The 13,675-nt window shown below is 70.0% G+C and carries 14 protein-coding genes; 5 read left to right on the top strand and 9 right to left on the bottom strand.

What is annotated here, in order from left to right:
- The first annotated feature begins 62 nt into the window (after positions 1 to 62).
- From ACIBX3_RS50125 to ACIBX3_RS50115, 3 genes are all read left to right on the top strand, one after another.
- Positions 63 to 857, top strand: a complete 795-nt coding sequence (locus tag ACIBX3_RS50125; protein WP_397127814.1) for an SURF1 family protein — start codon at positions 63 to 65, stop codon at positions 855 to 857.
- 96 nt (positions 858 to 953) lie between these two features.
- On the top strand, positions 954 to 1,697 hold the full coding sequence (locus ACIBX3_RS50120) for a tyrosine-protein phosphatase (protein ID WP_397127812.1): 744 nt from the start codon (positions 954 to 956) through the stop codon (positions 1,695 to 1,697).
- A gap of 167 nt (positions 1,698 to 1,864) precedes the next feature.
- A complete protein-coding gene (locus ACIBX3_RS50115) occupies positions 1,865 to 3,061 on the top strand; it encodes an amidohydrolase family protein (protein ID WP_397127811.1) in 1,197 nt (398 codons plus the stop codon).
- On the opposite strand, the gene ACIBX3_RS50110 is transcribed toward ACIBX3_RS50115, so the two are convergent.
- From ACIBX3_RS50110 to ACIBX3_RS50095, 4 genes are all read right to left on the bottom strand, one after another.
- Entirely contained in the window at positions 3,058 to 3,333 is a 276-nt protein-coding gene (locus ACIBX3_RS50110; protein ID WP_397127810.1) for a YkvA family protein, read from the bottom strand. The genes ACIBX3_RS50115 and ACIBX3_RS50110 overlap by 4 nt on opposite strands.
- A gap of 121 nt (positions 3,334 to 3,454) precedes the next feature.
- Entirely contained in the window at positions 3,455 to 4,882 is a 1,428-nt protein-coding gene (locus ACIBX3_RS50105; protein WP_397127809.1) for an amidase, read from the bottom strand.
- 3 nt (positions 4,883 to 4,885) lie between these two features.
- The gene (locus ACIBX3_RS50100) at positions 4,886 to 5,845 is read right to left on the bottom strand and encodes an LLM class F420-dependent oxidoreductase (RefSeq protein WP_397127808.1); all 960 of its coding nucleotides are present in this window, start codon (positions 5,843 to 5,845) and stop codon (positions 4,886 to 4,888) included.
- A 33-nt stretch (positions 5,846 to 5,878) separates the two neighbouring features.
- Positions 5,879 to 6,499, bottom strand: a complete 621-nt coding sequence (locus ACIBX3_RS50095; RefSeq protein ID WP_397127896.1) for a TetR family transcriptional regulator — start codon at positions 6,497 to 6,499, stop codon at positions 5,879 to 5,881.
- A 222-nt stretch (positions 6,500 to 6,721) separates the two neighbouring features.
- Here ACIBX3_RS50095 and ACIBX3_RS50090 point away from each other — a divergent pair, with 222 nt between their 5' ends.
- Positions 6,722 to 7,672, top strand: a complete 951-nt coding sequence (locus tag ACIBX3_RS50090) for a DNA-binding protein (RefSeq protein ID WP_397127806.1) — start codon at positions 6,722 to 6,724, stop codon at positions 7,670 to 7,672.
- 47 nt (positions 7,673 to 7,719) lie between these two features.
- On the opposite strand, the gene ACIBX3_RS50085 is transcribed toward ACIBX3_RS50090, so the two are convergent.
- From ACIBX3_RS50085 to ACIBX3_RS50065, 5 genes are all read right to left on the bottom strand, one after another.
- Positions 7,720 to 8,778, bottom strand: coding sequence for an aspartate-semialdehyde dehydrogenase (locus ACIBX3_RS50085; RefSeq protein WP_397127805.1), 1,059 nt, complete (start codon positions 8,776 to 8,778; stop codon positions 7,720 to 7,722).
- Positions 8,775 to 10,049 (bottom strand): aspartate kinase, encoded by a 1,275-nt coding sequence (locus tag ACIBX3_RS50080; RefSeq protein WP_397127804.1) that lies wholly within the window; start codon positions 10,047 to 10,049, stop codon positions 8,775 to 8,777. Before ACIBX3_RS50080 ends, ACIBX3_RS50085 begins: the two co-directional genes overlap by 4 nt.
- An 87-nt stretch (positions 10,050 to 10,136) precedes the next feature.
- Positions 10,137 to 10,667: a DUF5063 domain-containing protein gene (locus tag ACIBX3_RS50075; protein ID WP_397127803.1), complete on the bottom strand. Its 531-nt coding sequence runs from the start codon at positions 10,665 to 10,667 to the stop codon at positions 10,137 to 10,139.
- Positions 10,660 to 11,259, bottom strand: coding sequence for a recombination mediator RecR (recR, locus tag ACIBX3_RS50070; protein WP_397127802.1), 600 nt, complete (start codon positions 11,257 to 11,259; stop codon positions 10,660 to 10,662). Before recR ends, ACIBX3_RS50075 begins: the two co-directional genes overlap by 8 nt.
- Positions 11,260 to 11,261: 2 nt before the next feature.
- On the bottom strand, positions 11,262 to 11,612 hold the full coding sequence (locus tag ACIBX3_RS50065; protein WP_127937722.1) for a YbaB/EbfC family nucleoid-associated protein: 351 nt from the start codon (positions 11,610 to 11,612) through the stop codon (positions 11,262 to 11,264).
- A 412-nt stretch (positions 11,613 to 12,024) separates the two neighbouring features.
- Between ACIBX3_RS50065 and ACIBX3_RS50060 the strand changes: the two genes are divergently transcribed.
- On the top strand, positions 12,025 to 13,512 hold the full coding sequence (locus ACIBX3_RS50060; RefSeq protein ID WP_397127801.1) for a GAF domain-containing protein: 1,488 nt from the start codon (positions 12,025 to 12,027) through the stop codon (positions 13,510 to 13,512).
- Positions 13,513 to 13,675: the final 163 nt, after the last annotated feature.

The raw sequence follows: 13,675 nt of genomic DNA, 5'->3' as shown, positions 1-13,675 counted from the left end.
GGAGGGTCGCGTTCGGCGGCCCGACGCAGGTGGCAAAGCCCTTTGCGCCTACCCTTGAGAGGGTGTACCGGTTCCTTCTGACGCCTCGATGGCTGGCGCTGCACGTGGTGGTGCTGCTGGTCATCCCCGCCTTCGTGTTCCTCGGGCGATGGCAGTTCGGGCGTTTCGAGGAGCGGTCGGCCAACAGCGAGCGGGTCACCGCCAACATCGAGGCCGCGCCGGTCCCGCTGGACAGGCTGGCGGCTCCCGGGCAGCAAGTGCGCGCGTCCGACCGGTTCAGGACCGTGACGGTCTCCGGCACGTACGACCCGTCCCACGCCCTCGTCGTACGCCGCCGCCCCCAGGAGGGCCGCGCCGGCTACTACGTCCTGACCCCGCTCGTCACCGGGAACGGCACGGCCGTCATCGTGAACCGGGGCTGGGTCAAGGCCGGCGCCACCGCCGACACCCCGCCTGACGTGCCCGCTCCGCCCACCGGACAGGTAACTGTCACCGGGCGGCTACGGCCCAGCGAGACCGAGGAGTCCAGCGGGATCCGGGACCTGGTTGGGCTGCCGGCCGGCCAGGTGCTGCTGATCAACGCCGACAAGATCGGTAAGGGGCTCCCGTACCAGCTGGTGGGCGGGTACGTGGAGCTGACCCGGCAGCAGCCCGCGGCCACCCCGGCGCCCGAGCCGGTTCCCGAGCCCGACGTGGGCTCGGGCGGCGGGCTCAACCTGGCCTACGGCGTCCAGTGGTGGCTGTTCATCGGGATCGCCATCGGCGGCTGGATCCTGCTCATCCGGCGTGAGCTCGCCGAACGCCGGGCCAAGGAAGCGTCAGAGCAGGAAAAGGTGGAAACCTCCGCCACGTACTGATGGGAATTCCGCATACGGGCGCCGCTACGGATCTCGACCGGTGAGACAGTAGGGCGGCAATCTTATGAGCAGGTTCCCGTCAGTAGGGTTCATATGGTGATCCGCCACATTGAGTTCAGCAACCTCCGCAACTTCCGTGACGTGGGTGGATATGCCACCGCCGACGGCCGCGCCGTCCAGTGGCAGCGGCTCTACCGCGCCGACTCGCTCGGCTGGCTGGCCGGAGACGATCTCACGACCTTCCGCGCGCTGCGCGTGCGTACCGTCATCGACCTGCGGCACCCGTTCGAGATCGAGAAGTCCGGGCGCGTACCCGACACCGAGGGGCAGAGCTACCACAACCTGCCCGTCGAGGGTCGCCGCTGGAGCACCACCGCCTACAGCGAGGAGCTCGGCGTCGCGCGTTACCTGGCCGACCGCTACCTGGAGGTGACCGAGGACGGCGTGGAGAACCTCAGGACGGCCCTGGAGACGATCGCGAAGGCGGACAACGCGCCTGTGGTGATCCACTGCGCGGCGGGCAAGGACCGTACCGGGGTCCTCACCGCGCTGATCCTTTCGCTGGCGGGGGTGGGCGAAGACGACATCGTGGCGGACTACGCGCTGACCGGCCTGGCCACCGACGCCTTCATCACCGACTGGCGCAGGCGCCATCCCGACGCGCCGATGTGGCCGGGGTTCGGGATGGCGCCGGCCGAGACCATGCGGTTCTTCCTGGCCGACCTGGCGGGACGGCACGGCTCGGTGGAGACGTACGTCACCCAGGTCCTCAGGGTCTCTCCCGCCGCGATCGACGAGCTGCGGGCCAATTTGCTGACTGAAGAATCCTCGGAGGGGTAGAGGGCGCCCGGGGTTCGCATGGGCAGCATCCTCGTCCCAGCGAACCCCTTCAACGCCCGGGATCGCCCGCCATCCCCCTCCCGGCGGTCCCGGGCTCAAACAGTCGGATATCCAACGGATACGTCGCAGCTTGTTCGACGTTATCCCGCCGTCGTACGGTTACCTGCGTGACTACGCCGCTGCTTCCCGACCCGGATCCGAGGCGGCGGGACTATGTGATCATTTCCGCCGACGACCATCTGATCGAGCCTCCCGACCTCTTCGAGGGCAGGCTTCCGGAGAAATATGCCGAGGTCGCGCCCAAGGTCGTCGAGACGGAGGCAGGTCACCAGGTCTGGCGCTACGGCGGGGCCACCTACCCCTGCGCCGGCATCGACGTCGGCGCCGGGCTGCCCCGCGAACAGTGGACGCTGGACCCGGTGCGGTTCGAGCACATGCGCCCCGGCTGCCACGACATAGAAGCCCGCATCAACGACATGGACGTGGCCGGCATCTGGGCCGCGCTCTGCTTCCCCGGCATGCTGGCCGGGCAGGCGGGCATGCCGTTCGCCAGGACCCGCGACCAGGAGCTCGGCCTGGCCTTGGTCAGGGCGTGGAACGACTGGCACATCGACGTCTGGGCGGGCACCTACCCCGAGCGGATCATCGGCCTGCAGCTGCCCTGGCTGCCCGATCCCGACACGGCGGCCAAGGAGATCCGGGCCAACGCGGCCCGCGGGTTCAAGGCCGTGGTCTTCCCCGAGTTCCCGACCCGGCTGCGGCTGCCGTCGATCCACTCCGGCCACTGGGACCCGTTCTTCGCCGCCTGCGAGGAGACCGGCACCGTCGTGTGCCTGCACACCGGCGACTCGTCGTGGTCGCCCGTGCCCTCGCCGGACACGCCCATCGAGGCGATCACCACGCTCATGCCCACCAGCGCCATGTTCGCCTGCGCCGACTGGCTCTGGTCGGGGCTGCCGCTGCGCTTCCCCTCGCTGCGCATCCTCATCGTCGAGGGCGGCGTGGGCTGGCTGCCGATGCTGGCCGAGCGCGCCGACTACGCCCTCGACCACCCGGTGGCCGGCGAGGCGGAATGGGACGGCGGGCTCAAGCCCAGCGAGGTGCTGCGCCGCAACTTCTTCTTCGGCACGCTCGACGACCACGCACTGTCGGGAGTGCGGCTCGCGGTCGGGCTCGACCATGTGCTGCAGGAGAGCGGATACCCGCACTCCGACTCGACCTGGCCCGACACGCAGAAGTCGGTGGCGCGCAACCTCGGCCCGCTGCCGCCCGCCGACATCGCCAGGGTCGCCTACGGCAACGCGGCCCGCCTGTTCGGCCACCCGCTGCCGTCCCGCGCCTGGCTCCGGATGGAGGAGATCTAGCCTTCCTGCTCGAGGAGCCTGCCCTGGATGACGCGGCGCTCGTGCTCGACGTAGCGCCCGCTCTCGCCGAGCAGTGAGCCGAGCAGCCACAGGAACACGCCGAAGTCGTCGGCCACGCCGATCACCAGCAGGAACTCGGGCAGAACGTCGACCGGCGACACGATGTAGACCACGCCGAGGGCCAACATGGCGAGCTTGCTCTTGCCCATGCCCGCGTACCGTCCGCGCATCACCGCGCCGATCAGGCGCGGGATCGCCCGGACCCTGGTCATCAGGCCAGGCGACCCTGGCTTGGTCACCTCGCGGTACGTCCGCCACGCCGCCGCTGCCCGTGCTGACTTCGCCATCATGCCGAACCCCCTACCCCCGCCTTTTCAAGACATAACGTGTCTCTCAGGCGAGAGGTTCCATGGCCCGGTGCTCGAACGGCCTGACCTGCTCGATCTGCGCCGCCACCCTGATCAGCAGATCCTCCCGGCCGGTCGCCGCGACGAGCTGGACGCCCACCGGCAGCCCCGCCGCGTTCGTGTGCAGGGGCAGCGAGATGGCCGGCTGCCCGGTCGCGTTGACCGGCGAGGTGTACGACACGACGTGCGCGGTTCTGCCGAAGGCGATGCTGAGATCCTCGGGCGGGATCCAGCCGAGCGGGAACGGCGCGACCCCCAGCGACGGCATCAGCAGCAGGTCGTGACCGGCGGTCCACCACGCGGCCATCCGGCGGCGGAAGCCGTCCATCCACTGGGTGGCCCGGATGTGCTCGGCCGCGCCGTGTCCACGCCCGGCGCTCACCATGGCGGCGTTGCGCGGCTCCAGCTCCTCCGGCTCGACCGGCTTGCCCCGCGTCTCGCCCAGGCTCTCCACCTGCGCGGCCAGGTTGTTGGCCACGATCGCGCCGAAGTGCCCGGTGAAGTCCCGATCGCCGAGCGCGTCCGGGCCGCCGGGCTCGACGTCGTGGCCGAGCGACTCCAGCAGCGCCGCGGCCCGGGTGACAGCCTCGGTCAGCTCGGGCACCTCGGGCACGTCGCCCCTCGGATGCGTGGTGAGGTACCCGATCCGCAGCCGTCCGGGATCCCTGCCGGCCTCGGCGGCCAGCGGCCCCGGCAACGCGGGCGCGTCGTACGGGTCGCCGGGCTGGAAGCCCGAGACGACGTCGAGAGCCGCCGCCGTGTCCCGTACGGTCCTGGTGACGAACCCCGGGCACGAGAAGCCGCTCCAGCCCTCGCCCAGCACCGGTCCCAGGCTGATCCGCCCGCGCGACGGCTTGAGCCCCACCAGCCCGCACAGGGACGCGGGGATGCGGATCGACCCGCCGCCGTCGCTGGCGGTGGCCAGCGCGACCATCCCTGCCGCCACCGCCGCGGCCGAGCCGCCGCTGGACCCGCCCGCCGAGTACGCCGAATCGTACGGATTGCGCGTCGGCCCGAACGCCACCGGCTCCGTCGTGATCGTGCTGCCGAACTCGGGCGTGTTCGTCCGGCCGAGCACGACGAATCCGGCCTCGCGCAGCCGCGTGACCGCGTACCCGTCCTCGGTGACCTCGACGCCCTCTCGGACGTTGGAGCCGGCCGCGTACGGCTCGCCCGCCTGCCGCCAGCCGAGGTCCTTGAGCAGGATCGGCACGCCGGCGAAGGGCGCGTCCGCCGGGATGGCGTCGATCTCGGCGAGCGCGCGCTCGAAGCGGCGGAAGACGACCGCGTTGAGCACGCCGTCGTGGGCCTCGATGGCGGCGATAGCGGCCTCGGCCAGCTCCCGTGCCGACACCTGGCCGTCCCTGACCGCCTGTGCCTGCCCGACCGCGTCCAGCCTCAGTACGTCGTCCATGCGCTACTCCTTCGGAGCCAGGTCCCGTACGGCCTGTTCGATGGGGATCTCCCCGCCTGGGATGGGGGCGAGGACGGGGGTGTCGAGTCCGTTGTCCACGTACTGCCGGATCCTGGCCCGGCAGGTGGCCGCGTCGCCGTGCACGATCAGCGCGTCGACCACGTCGTCGGGGATGGCCTTGAGCGCCGCCTGGCGGTCGCCGGCCGCCCACGCCTCGTGCATGGGCCGCAGCACCTCGCCCCGGCCGAGCCAGTCGTGGAACGCGGCGTACACGGGGACGGTGAGGTAACTGGCCAGCATCCACCTGGCCATCTCGCGTACTTTGTCGGTGTCCTCGCTGACGCAGACGAACAGGCGGGCGATCAGCTCGGTGTCCGGGCCGATCTCGGCGCGCACCCGGCGCACGTCCTCGGGGGAAAGCCAGTTCGTGATCGCGCCGTCGGCCTCCTCGGCGGCCAGGCGCAACATCCGGGGCCGCAACGCGGCCAGCACGATCTTGGGCGGGGTCTTCGGCGCCCGCTCCAGCTTGAACCCCTTGATCTCGAATGTCTCGTACGCCTCCGAGACCTTCTCCCCGGCCAGCGCCTTCTTCAGGAAGCGCAGCGTGTCGCGGGTACGCGCGTACGGCTTGGTGAACTCCCCGGCGTTCCACCGCTCGACGATCGCCGGCGAGGAGGCGCCGATGCCCAGCACGAACCGCCCGGGCGCCAGGTCGGCCAGCGTGGCGGCGGACATGGCCAGCAGCCCCGGTCCGCGCGTGGAGACCGGCACGATGGCGCTGCCCAGCCTGATCCCGGGCGCCCACTGCGCGGCCAGCGCCAGCGGCGTGAACCCGTCCGCCCCGTTGACCTCGGCGGACCAGGCGTCGGTGTAGCCGAGCCCAGGCAGCTCCGCGATCAGTTCCTGGGACTTCGACAGCGAGCGGTCGTAGAAGGGGATCGTCATGCCCCAGTTCTGAGTCACGCTCCGACCATACCAACCGGGCGGTATGTCTCCCTATGCCCGCAGCTCGTGAACCGCCGCGATGAAGTCCCTCGTGATCCCCCGCAGCCCCGGCAGATGCGACAGCCCCACCAGCCGGTCCACCAGCGGCACCGTGACCTCGATCAGCCGGTACGTCCGCGCGCACCCCGGCGAGGTGTCATGCACCCAGAACAGCACCATGCCCATCGACAGCAGCCACAGCAGCTCGGGCAGCTCCTCGCGCAGCTCGGCGTTCATGCGGTCGCGCGACCCCTCGACGACCTCGCGGTAGATCGCGATCGAGGCCTCACGGGCCGGGGACGACTGCTTGCTGAACGGGCTCAGGGGGTTCGTCGGCTCGGCGGCGTGCTTGAAGAACTTCACGGCGAACTCGTGGTAGGGCTCGGAAACGCGTACCCACTCGCACAGCACCCCGCTCAGCCGCGCCGCGAACGACGTCTCGGTGGCCAGGAACTCCCTGCAGGCCGCCTCGTGCTCGGCCTGGGCGCGGTCGTAGTACGCCTGGATCAACGCCTCCTTGCTCTCGAAGTAGTAGTAGGCGTTGCCCACGGACACTCCGGCCTCGGCGGCGATGGCTCGCATCGTGGTCTTGTCGAAGCCCCGCTCTCTGAACAGTCGCAAGGCCGTCTCCACGATGACCTCTCGGGTGCTCTCCGATCCTCTGTTTCGGGCTTCGGACACGTTCGTCACTTTACGTCGTGAAAGGCCGTTGGGTCATGGAGGCGCACGGTGATCGCCGCCACAAGGCAAAGTTGCACCGGCGGCATGAGTTATCTCCTGTGAAAGGTGGGATTGTCGTTTGTGGCGGAAGGGCTATTTCCGCGAAAAGGCATCGACATGTGGATACGTGGAACAGTGCGCCTCAGCGTAGTCGCACTCCTCGGCATTGAGATCTCCATAATCGCGCTGGCCTCGGCCGCCTCCGCCGCCACCCACCCCGATGGGGGGCCGGCAGCGAGCAGCCTGGACGAGTCCGGACTTCACCACGGGCCGTCCGAGGCCGGCGCCGCCGCCTTCATGGAGGCGTTCTCGGACGCGATGGGCCCGGAGATGACCAGGGCTCTCGAGGATCTCCTGATCATGGAGGCGGTCCGCGACTGGCCGCGGCACGACCAGGCATGGACTCTGGAGGACATGAGAGTGGCTCAGGAGCGCTCGGAACGACCCTCGGCGGTCGCCGAGGCGCGGGAGCGGACGGACGCGGCCGAGCAGCGATCTCAGGCCCTCGAGGCCCATCAGCCGTCACAGGCTCATGAGGCTCATGAGGCTCATGAGGCCCAGCAGCCGTCACAGACCCGCCCGCTCCAGCAGCCGTCACAGGCCCGCGCGACCGAGCCGAAGGAAATGCGCCGGCTCAAGAGCCGCAAGCGCGCGAAGGTCGATCTGACGCGCGTCCTGCCTCGGCAGGCGGCCGTGCGCATGTCCCACATCACCGCGACCGGCTGGCTGAAGAGCGCGGGCCTGCGGACGAGCTCGACCGGCAACTGCACGAGCAAGCACATGCGCCACTGTACGTCGCTCGACAAGGTGCGGACCGGCACGATCGCCCGCATCATCGAGCTGAAGCGGGAGAGCCGCTGCCCGATCATGGTCACGGGCGGCACGGAGGAGGGCCACGCGCCGGGGTACTACAGCCACGGCAACGGCTACAAGCTGGACATCACCCACAACTCGTGCATCGACCGCTACATCATCGAGCGCCACGACAAGGCCGGAGTGCGCAGCGACGGCGCCCGGCTCTACCGCTCAGGCTCGGGCACGACGTTCGCCGACGAAGGCGACCACTGGGACATTCTCTTCCGGTGACAGAGCCGGTGGACGCCGCACGGAACGCACGGCGCCCACCTCACTGATCAGAGCTCGGAAGCGACCAGCTCGGCGATCTCCGCCGCGTTGAGCGCCGCGCCCTTGCGCAGGTTGTCCCCGCACACGAACAGGTCGAGCGTGTTGGGGAAGTCGATCGCCTGACGCACCCGCCCGACGTACGTCGGGTCGTTGCCCACCACCTCGAGAGGCGTCGGATAGACCCCGTTGGCCGGGTCGTCCATGAGGACCACCGTCGGCGCCGCCTCCAGGACCCGGTGCGCGTCCGCGACCGTGATCTCGCGCTCGAAGCGCGCGTGCACGGCCAGCGAGTGCGTCGTGACCACCGGCACGCGTACGCACGTCGCGGAGACCTTCAGGTCCGGGATGCCGAGGATCTTGCGGGACTCGTTGCGGAGCTTGAGCTCCTCGGAGGCCCAGCCGTCGTCCTTGAGCGAGCCCGCCCACGGCACCACGTTGAACGCGATCGGCGCGGGGAACGGCGAATCGTCGGACAGCTTGTTGGCCAGCGCCTTGCGCACGTCACCGGCCGCCTGACCAATCGAACGGTCGCCGGCCAGCGCCTCGACCTCGTCGTAGAGCCGGGCCGAGCCCGCCACGCCGGCGCCCGACACCGCCTGGTAGGACGCCACGACCAGCTCCGTGAGCGTGAACTCGGCGTGCAGCGCGCCCATGGCCGCCATCATCGACAACGTCGTGCAGTTGGGGGTCGAGATGATGCCCCGCGGCCGGTTGCGCGCGTCGAGCGGGTTGACCTCGGGCACGACCAGCGGAACGTCCGGGTTCATCCGGAACGTGCCGGACTTGTCGATGGCGATCGCGCCGCGCTCGGCCGCGATCGGCACCCACACGGCCGACACCTCGTCGGGCACGTCGAAGATGGCGATGTCGATGCCGTCGAACACCTCAGGCGCCAGCGCCTGCACGACGACGTCCTCGCCGCGTACGCGGAGCACCTTGCCCGCCGAGCGGGGCGAGGCGACGAGGCGGATCTCACCCCAGATGTCCTCACGCGACGACACGATGTCCCGCATGACGGTGCCCACGGCGCCGGTCGCGCCGATCAGAGCCAGGTTAGGCCTGCTCATCGTCCTGTCCCTCCATACACCACGGCTTCGACCTGGTCGGCGTCGAGATCGAAGGCGCGGTGCGCGGCCGCCACGGCCGCGTCGATCGCGTCCTGCTCGACGATCACAGAGATGCGGATCTCCGAAGTGGAGATCATCTCGATGTTGACCCCCGCGTCGGCGAGGGCCGCGAAGAACGTCGCGGTGACGCCGGGGTGCGAGCGCATGCCCGCGCCGATCAGCGACACCTTCCCGATCTGGTCGTCGAAGAGCAACGACTCGTAGCCGATCTGGGACTGGATCTTCTTCAGCGCCGTCAGCGCCGTCTGGGCGTCGGCCGTGGGCAGCGTGAAGGAGATGTCCGTGCGGCCCGTGGCCGCGGCCGAGACGTTCTGCACGATCATGTCAATGTTGATCTCGGCGTCGGCCAGCGTTTTGAAGATCGAGGCAGCCTCGCCGACCTTGTCGGGGACCCCGACAACAGTGATCTTGGCCTCGCTCCGGTCGTGTGCGACGCCGGAGATGATCGGCTGCTCCATCTCGGTTCCTTCGGTGTAAGGGTCGGAGACGACCCACGTGCCTTCCCTGGTGCTGAAAGAGCTGCGGACGTGAATCGGCAGGTTGAAGCGGCGAGCATACTCGACGCAGCGCAGATGCAGGATCTTGGCGCCGCAGGCCGCCATCTCCATCATCTCGTCGTAGGAGATCCTGGGGATCTGGCGGGCCGCCGGCACGATGCGCGGGTCGGCGGTGAAGATGCCGTCGACGTCGGTGTAGATCTCGCACACGTCGGCCTCGAGGGCCGCCGCCAGCGCCACCGCCGTGGTGTCGGAGCCGCCTCGGCCCAGCGTGGTGATGTCCTTGGTGTCCTGGGACACGCCCTGAAACCCGGCCACGATCGCGATGTGGCCCTGGTTGATCGCCTCCCGGATGCGGCTGGGCGTCACGTCGATGATGCGCGCCTTGCCGTGCGTGGAGTCGGTGATCACACCTGCCTGCGAGCCGGTGAACGAGCGGGCCTCGTGCCCGAGGTTGGCGATCGCCATCGCCAGCAGGGCCATCGAGATGCGCTCGCCGGAGGTCAGCAGCATGTCGAGCTCGCGTGCCGGAGGCAGCGGCGACACCTGCTCGGCCAGGTCGAGCAGCTCGTCCGTCGTGTCACCCATGGCGGAGACGATCACGACCACGTCGTTGCCGGCTTTTTTCGTCGCGACGATCCGCTGCGCGACCCGCTTGATGCAGGACGCGTCGGCGACGGACGAACCACCGTACTTTTGCACAACGAGCGCCACGAGAGTCTCCCGGTTTGGACTGTGAGCTGCCAGTCTACTGGGGCCATCTCATGCGCCTGTTGGCCTATCCCACTATGCGGATGATCATCACACCGTGGTGGTTTCCTCCGCCACGTCGAGGCGCGAGTGAGCGGCCAGCGCCTGGAGGGCCCGCATCGCGGCGCCCGCGTGGTTGCCCCAGGTGTTGAAGTACGAGTATTGCCACCACCACAGCGCCTCGTGGGGCCGCCCCGCGTGGTAGTGACGGAGCCCGTGGATGAGGTCGGCGGCGACCGCGGTCAGGTCGTCGGACAGCCGGTAGGGGGTGACGCCGGTGTCCTTGTACGGGTCGAACACCTCCGCGTAGTCGTCAACCGGCCCGAGCCGTTCGGCCAGCGCGGTGCGCACGCCGTCGATGTCAGGGTCCTCGCTCATCGGCGGCTCGTAGTTGCCGGCGAGGATCACGTCCCGGTTGGCGCCCAGCTTGGCGCCGGCCAGGCTCACCTGGGCGACCTCCACCAGCAGCAACGACCAGATGGCGTCGCCGCCCTCGCCGCCGGCCACCCTGGTCAAACCGTCCACGTAATCCTGCGCGTGCCCGGAGATCTCTTCCGCCAGCGCGCTCCACTCGTCAGACATCCAGCAGCCTCCGTCCTTCGAACGCGCGGCCCAAGGTCACCTCGTCGGCGTATTCGAGATCGCCGCCGACAGGCAGACCGCTGGCCAGTCGTGTCACTTTGATGCCCATCGGCTTCACCAGACGGGCGAGGTAGGTAGCCGTCGCCTCCCCCTCCAGGTTGGGGTCCGTGGCGAGGATGAGCTCGGTGACCCGGCCGTCGGCCAGGCGTGTCATGAGCTCGCGAATGCGCAGGTCGTCCGGGCCGACGCCGTCGATCGGGCTGATCGCGCCACCGAGCACGTGGTAGGTGCCGCGGAACTCGCGCGTCTTCTCGATCGCCACGACGTCCTTCGGCTCCTCGACCACGCAGATCACATGCACGTCCCGGCGGGAGTCGCGGCAGATGCGGCACTCCTCCTCGGAGGCCACGTTTCCGCACACCCGGCAGAAGCGCGTTTTCTCCTTGACCTCCAGCAACGCGTGCGCCAGCCGCTTGACGTCGGCTGGATCGGCCGCCAGCAGGTGGAACGCGATCCGCTGCGCGCTCTTGGGACCGACGCCGGGCAGCAGGCCCAGTTCGTCGATCAGGTTCTGGACGACCCCTTCGTACATGCCTAGAACCCTGGCAACTGTCCGAGGCCGCCGCCACCCAGCCCCTGGGCCAGCGGGCCGAGTTTCTCCTGCTGGAGGTCGGCGGCCGCGCGTACGGCGTCGCGGACGGCCGCGATCACCAGGTCGGCGATCGTATCGGCCGTGTCCTGCGGGTCCCCGGCGTCGATCACACTCGGGTCGATCTTGAGCTCGAGCAGCTCGCCCGAGCCGTTGACGACGGCCGTGACCAGACCACCGCCGGAAGAGCCCTCGATCTGCGCGTCGTTGAGCTCCTGCTGGGCGCTCACAAGCTGCTGCTGCATGAGCTGGGCCTGCTCCAGCAGCTGCTGCAGGTTGACATCCCCTGGGTTCACCGTCGTGCGCTCCTCGTGGCTCCGCGTCCTTGACTGCCACGAGCCTACGGTGTTTGGGGGGCGACATGTACTGGTGGCCCACCCATTTCGCTCGTTGGCGTCGGCGTTTCCTCCCGGCGCACCGCACAGGGGCGATGTTTTCCCGCCTCGAATGCCATATGGGGCCGATGTTCCCACCTGCTAAATAAGACCGATTTGCTGTTTGGCCGGGTCCCGGCCCCCCTCCAGTGTCCGAGACCCGGCCATCACGCCGGCGGAGCGGCCGCACCACGCCGACGCGTTGGACCGGAACGCTAGCGAGGCCAACGTTGCACACACGTTGCGTTCATTCAAACACCCTCCGCAATCCCCTGAACAGGTTGCGCAGATCGACCGCAAGGCGGATGCTCTACATGACTACTTGGAGTGACCGATGAGTTACGCCCATCTCGACGCGTACTCCCGCCTACTGCGCGGAGCACACGAAGCCGCGGCGACGGGTCGGGCCTGGCCGGAGTCGCCCCGCAGACTGATCGAGGCCTCCTGGCGCCGTTCGCTGGAGGCGGGGATCGATCTGGAGGGCACGAGCGCCCCCCTCGTGTACGACCTGTCGTACATCGAGGACATCCGCCGGGCCCACCCGCTGCAGCCGTTGCTGCCCCTGCTCGCCGAGACGTTGTCCGATCTGGCCCGTCAGACCGGACATGTCATGATCGTCACGGACGGTCAGGGCAGGGTGCTGTGGCGCGAGGGCGGCACCGCCATACTCCGCCGCGCCGACCAGATCGGCCTGGCCGACGGCCACCAGTGGGAGGAGGGCGCCGTCGGCACCAACGGCATCGGCACCGCGCTCGCGACCGGCCGGCCCGTGCACGTGTACTCCGAGGAGCACCTGATGCGCGTCCTGCACGTCTGGTCGTGCAGCGCCGCCCCGATCACCGACCCCGACTCGGGCCGGGTCATCGGCTGCGTCGACGTCAGCGGGACGGCGCGCAGCCTGCACCCCGCCACCGTCGCGCTGGTCGGGGCCGCGGCCAAGCTCGCCGAGAGCCGGCTCGCCCTGCGCATGCACGAACGCGACGAGCGCCTGCGCCGCCGCTACGAGTCCCTGCACGGCCGGCCCGGCGTCCTGCTCTCCCCCACCGGCCGCGTCATCTGCGGCGACCCGGCCGGCCGCCTCGGCGACCGGGTCCCCCTCTGGGACGATCCCGACCCGCCCGGCGACCGGATCCGCCTGCCCGGCGAGATCGGCGAGCACCTGCGCATGTCCGGGCAGCGCATGATCCTGCGCGACGGCACGGTCGGCCTGCTGGAGCCGTTCTCCGACGGCTACCTGCTGCGCACCGTGCCGACGGCCACGCCTCCCGCCCTGACCCTGTCGTTCCTCGGCGAGGGCCCGCCGTCCGTCGCCCTCGGGGACCGCGAACGGCCGCTGTCGCTCCGGCACGCCGAGATCCTCGCCCTGCTGGCGCTGCACCAGCACGGGCTGACGGCCGAGCAGCTCTCCTTCCACGTGTACGGCGACGCCGGCAATCCCGTGACGATCCGGGCGGAGATCCACCGGCTGCGTTCCCAGCTCGGGAACGCGATCGCCGCCAAGCCGTACCGGCTGGCCTGCCCCGTCGAGGCCGACTTCCTCGCCGTCCGGCGCCACCTCGCCGCGGCCGACCCGGGCGCGCTGGCCCGCGCGTACAAGGGGCCGCTGCTGCCGCGGTCGGAGTCGCCGGAGATCCGGCGCGCGCGGGACGAGCTCGAAGCGCAGGTCCGGGCCTGCCTGCTGCGGCACGGCTGTCCTGAGCACCTGTGGGCGTACGCCCAGACCGCGGGCGGCCGCGACGACTACGAGGTCCTCGAACGCCTGGCCGCGCTTCCCTCAACGGACTCCCGCTCCGCGGCCGCCCGCACCCGCCTCCACCCCTGAGGGCCCTGCCTTCGGCGTCGCGGACCACATCCCCCCACACCGGCCGCCGCCTGCATCGCTCTCCGGCCCCCGCTTGACGTTGCCTCCTACGGCGGCTTGCCCTCGTACGCCCCACAAGAGGGCCCGCCCCCGACATCGCGCGCCGGACCGCCCACCCATTACC

This window comes from Nonomuraea sp. NPDC049480 (assembly GCF_044465905.1).
Taxonomy (GTDB): Bacteria; Actinomycetota; Actinomycetes; order Streptosporangiales; family Streptosporangiaceae; genus Nonomuraea.
This window is presented reverse-complemented; position numbering and strand designations above follow the sequence as displayed.

Bases quoted from the DNA above. Each gene is read 5' to 3' on its own strand.
- ACIBX3_RS50110 (WP_397127810.1), bottom strand. From the start codon at position 3,333: ATGACCAGGGTCCGGGCGATCCCGCGCCTGATCGGCGCGGTGATGCGC.
- ACIBX3_RS50105 (WP_397127809.1), bottom strand. From the start codon at position 4,882: ATGGACGACGTACTGAGGCTGGACGCGGTCGGGCAGGCACAGGCGGTC.
- ACIBX3_RS50085 (WP_397127805.1), bottom strand. From the start codon at position 8,778: ATGAGCAGGCCTAACCTGGCTCTGATCGGCGCGACCGGCGCCGTGGGC.
- ACIBX3_RS50075 (WP_397127803.1), bottom strand. From the start codon at position 10,667: ATGTCTGACGAGTGGAGCGCGCTGGCGGAAGAGATCTCCGGGCACGCG.
- recR (WP_397127802.1), bottom strand. From the start codon at position 11,259: ATGTACGAAGGGGTCGTCCAGAACCTGATCGACGAACTGGGCCTGCTG.
- ACIBX3_RS50060 (WP_397127801.1), top strand. From the start codon at position 12,025: ATGAGTTACGCCCATCTCGACGCGTACTCCCGCCTACTGCGCGGAGCA.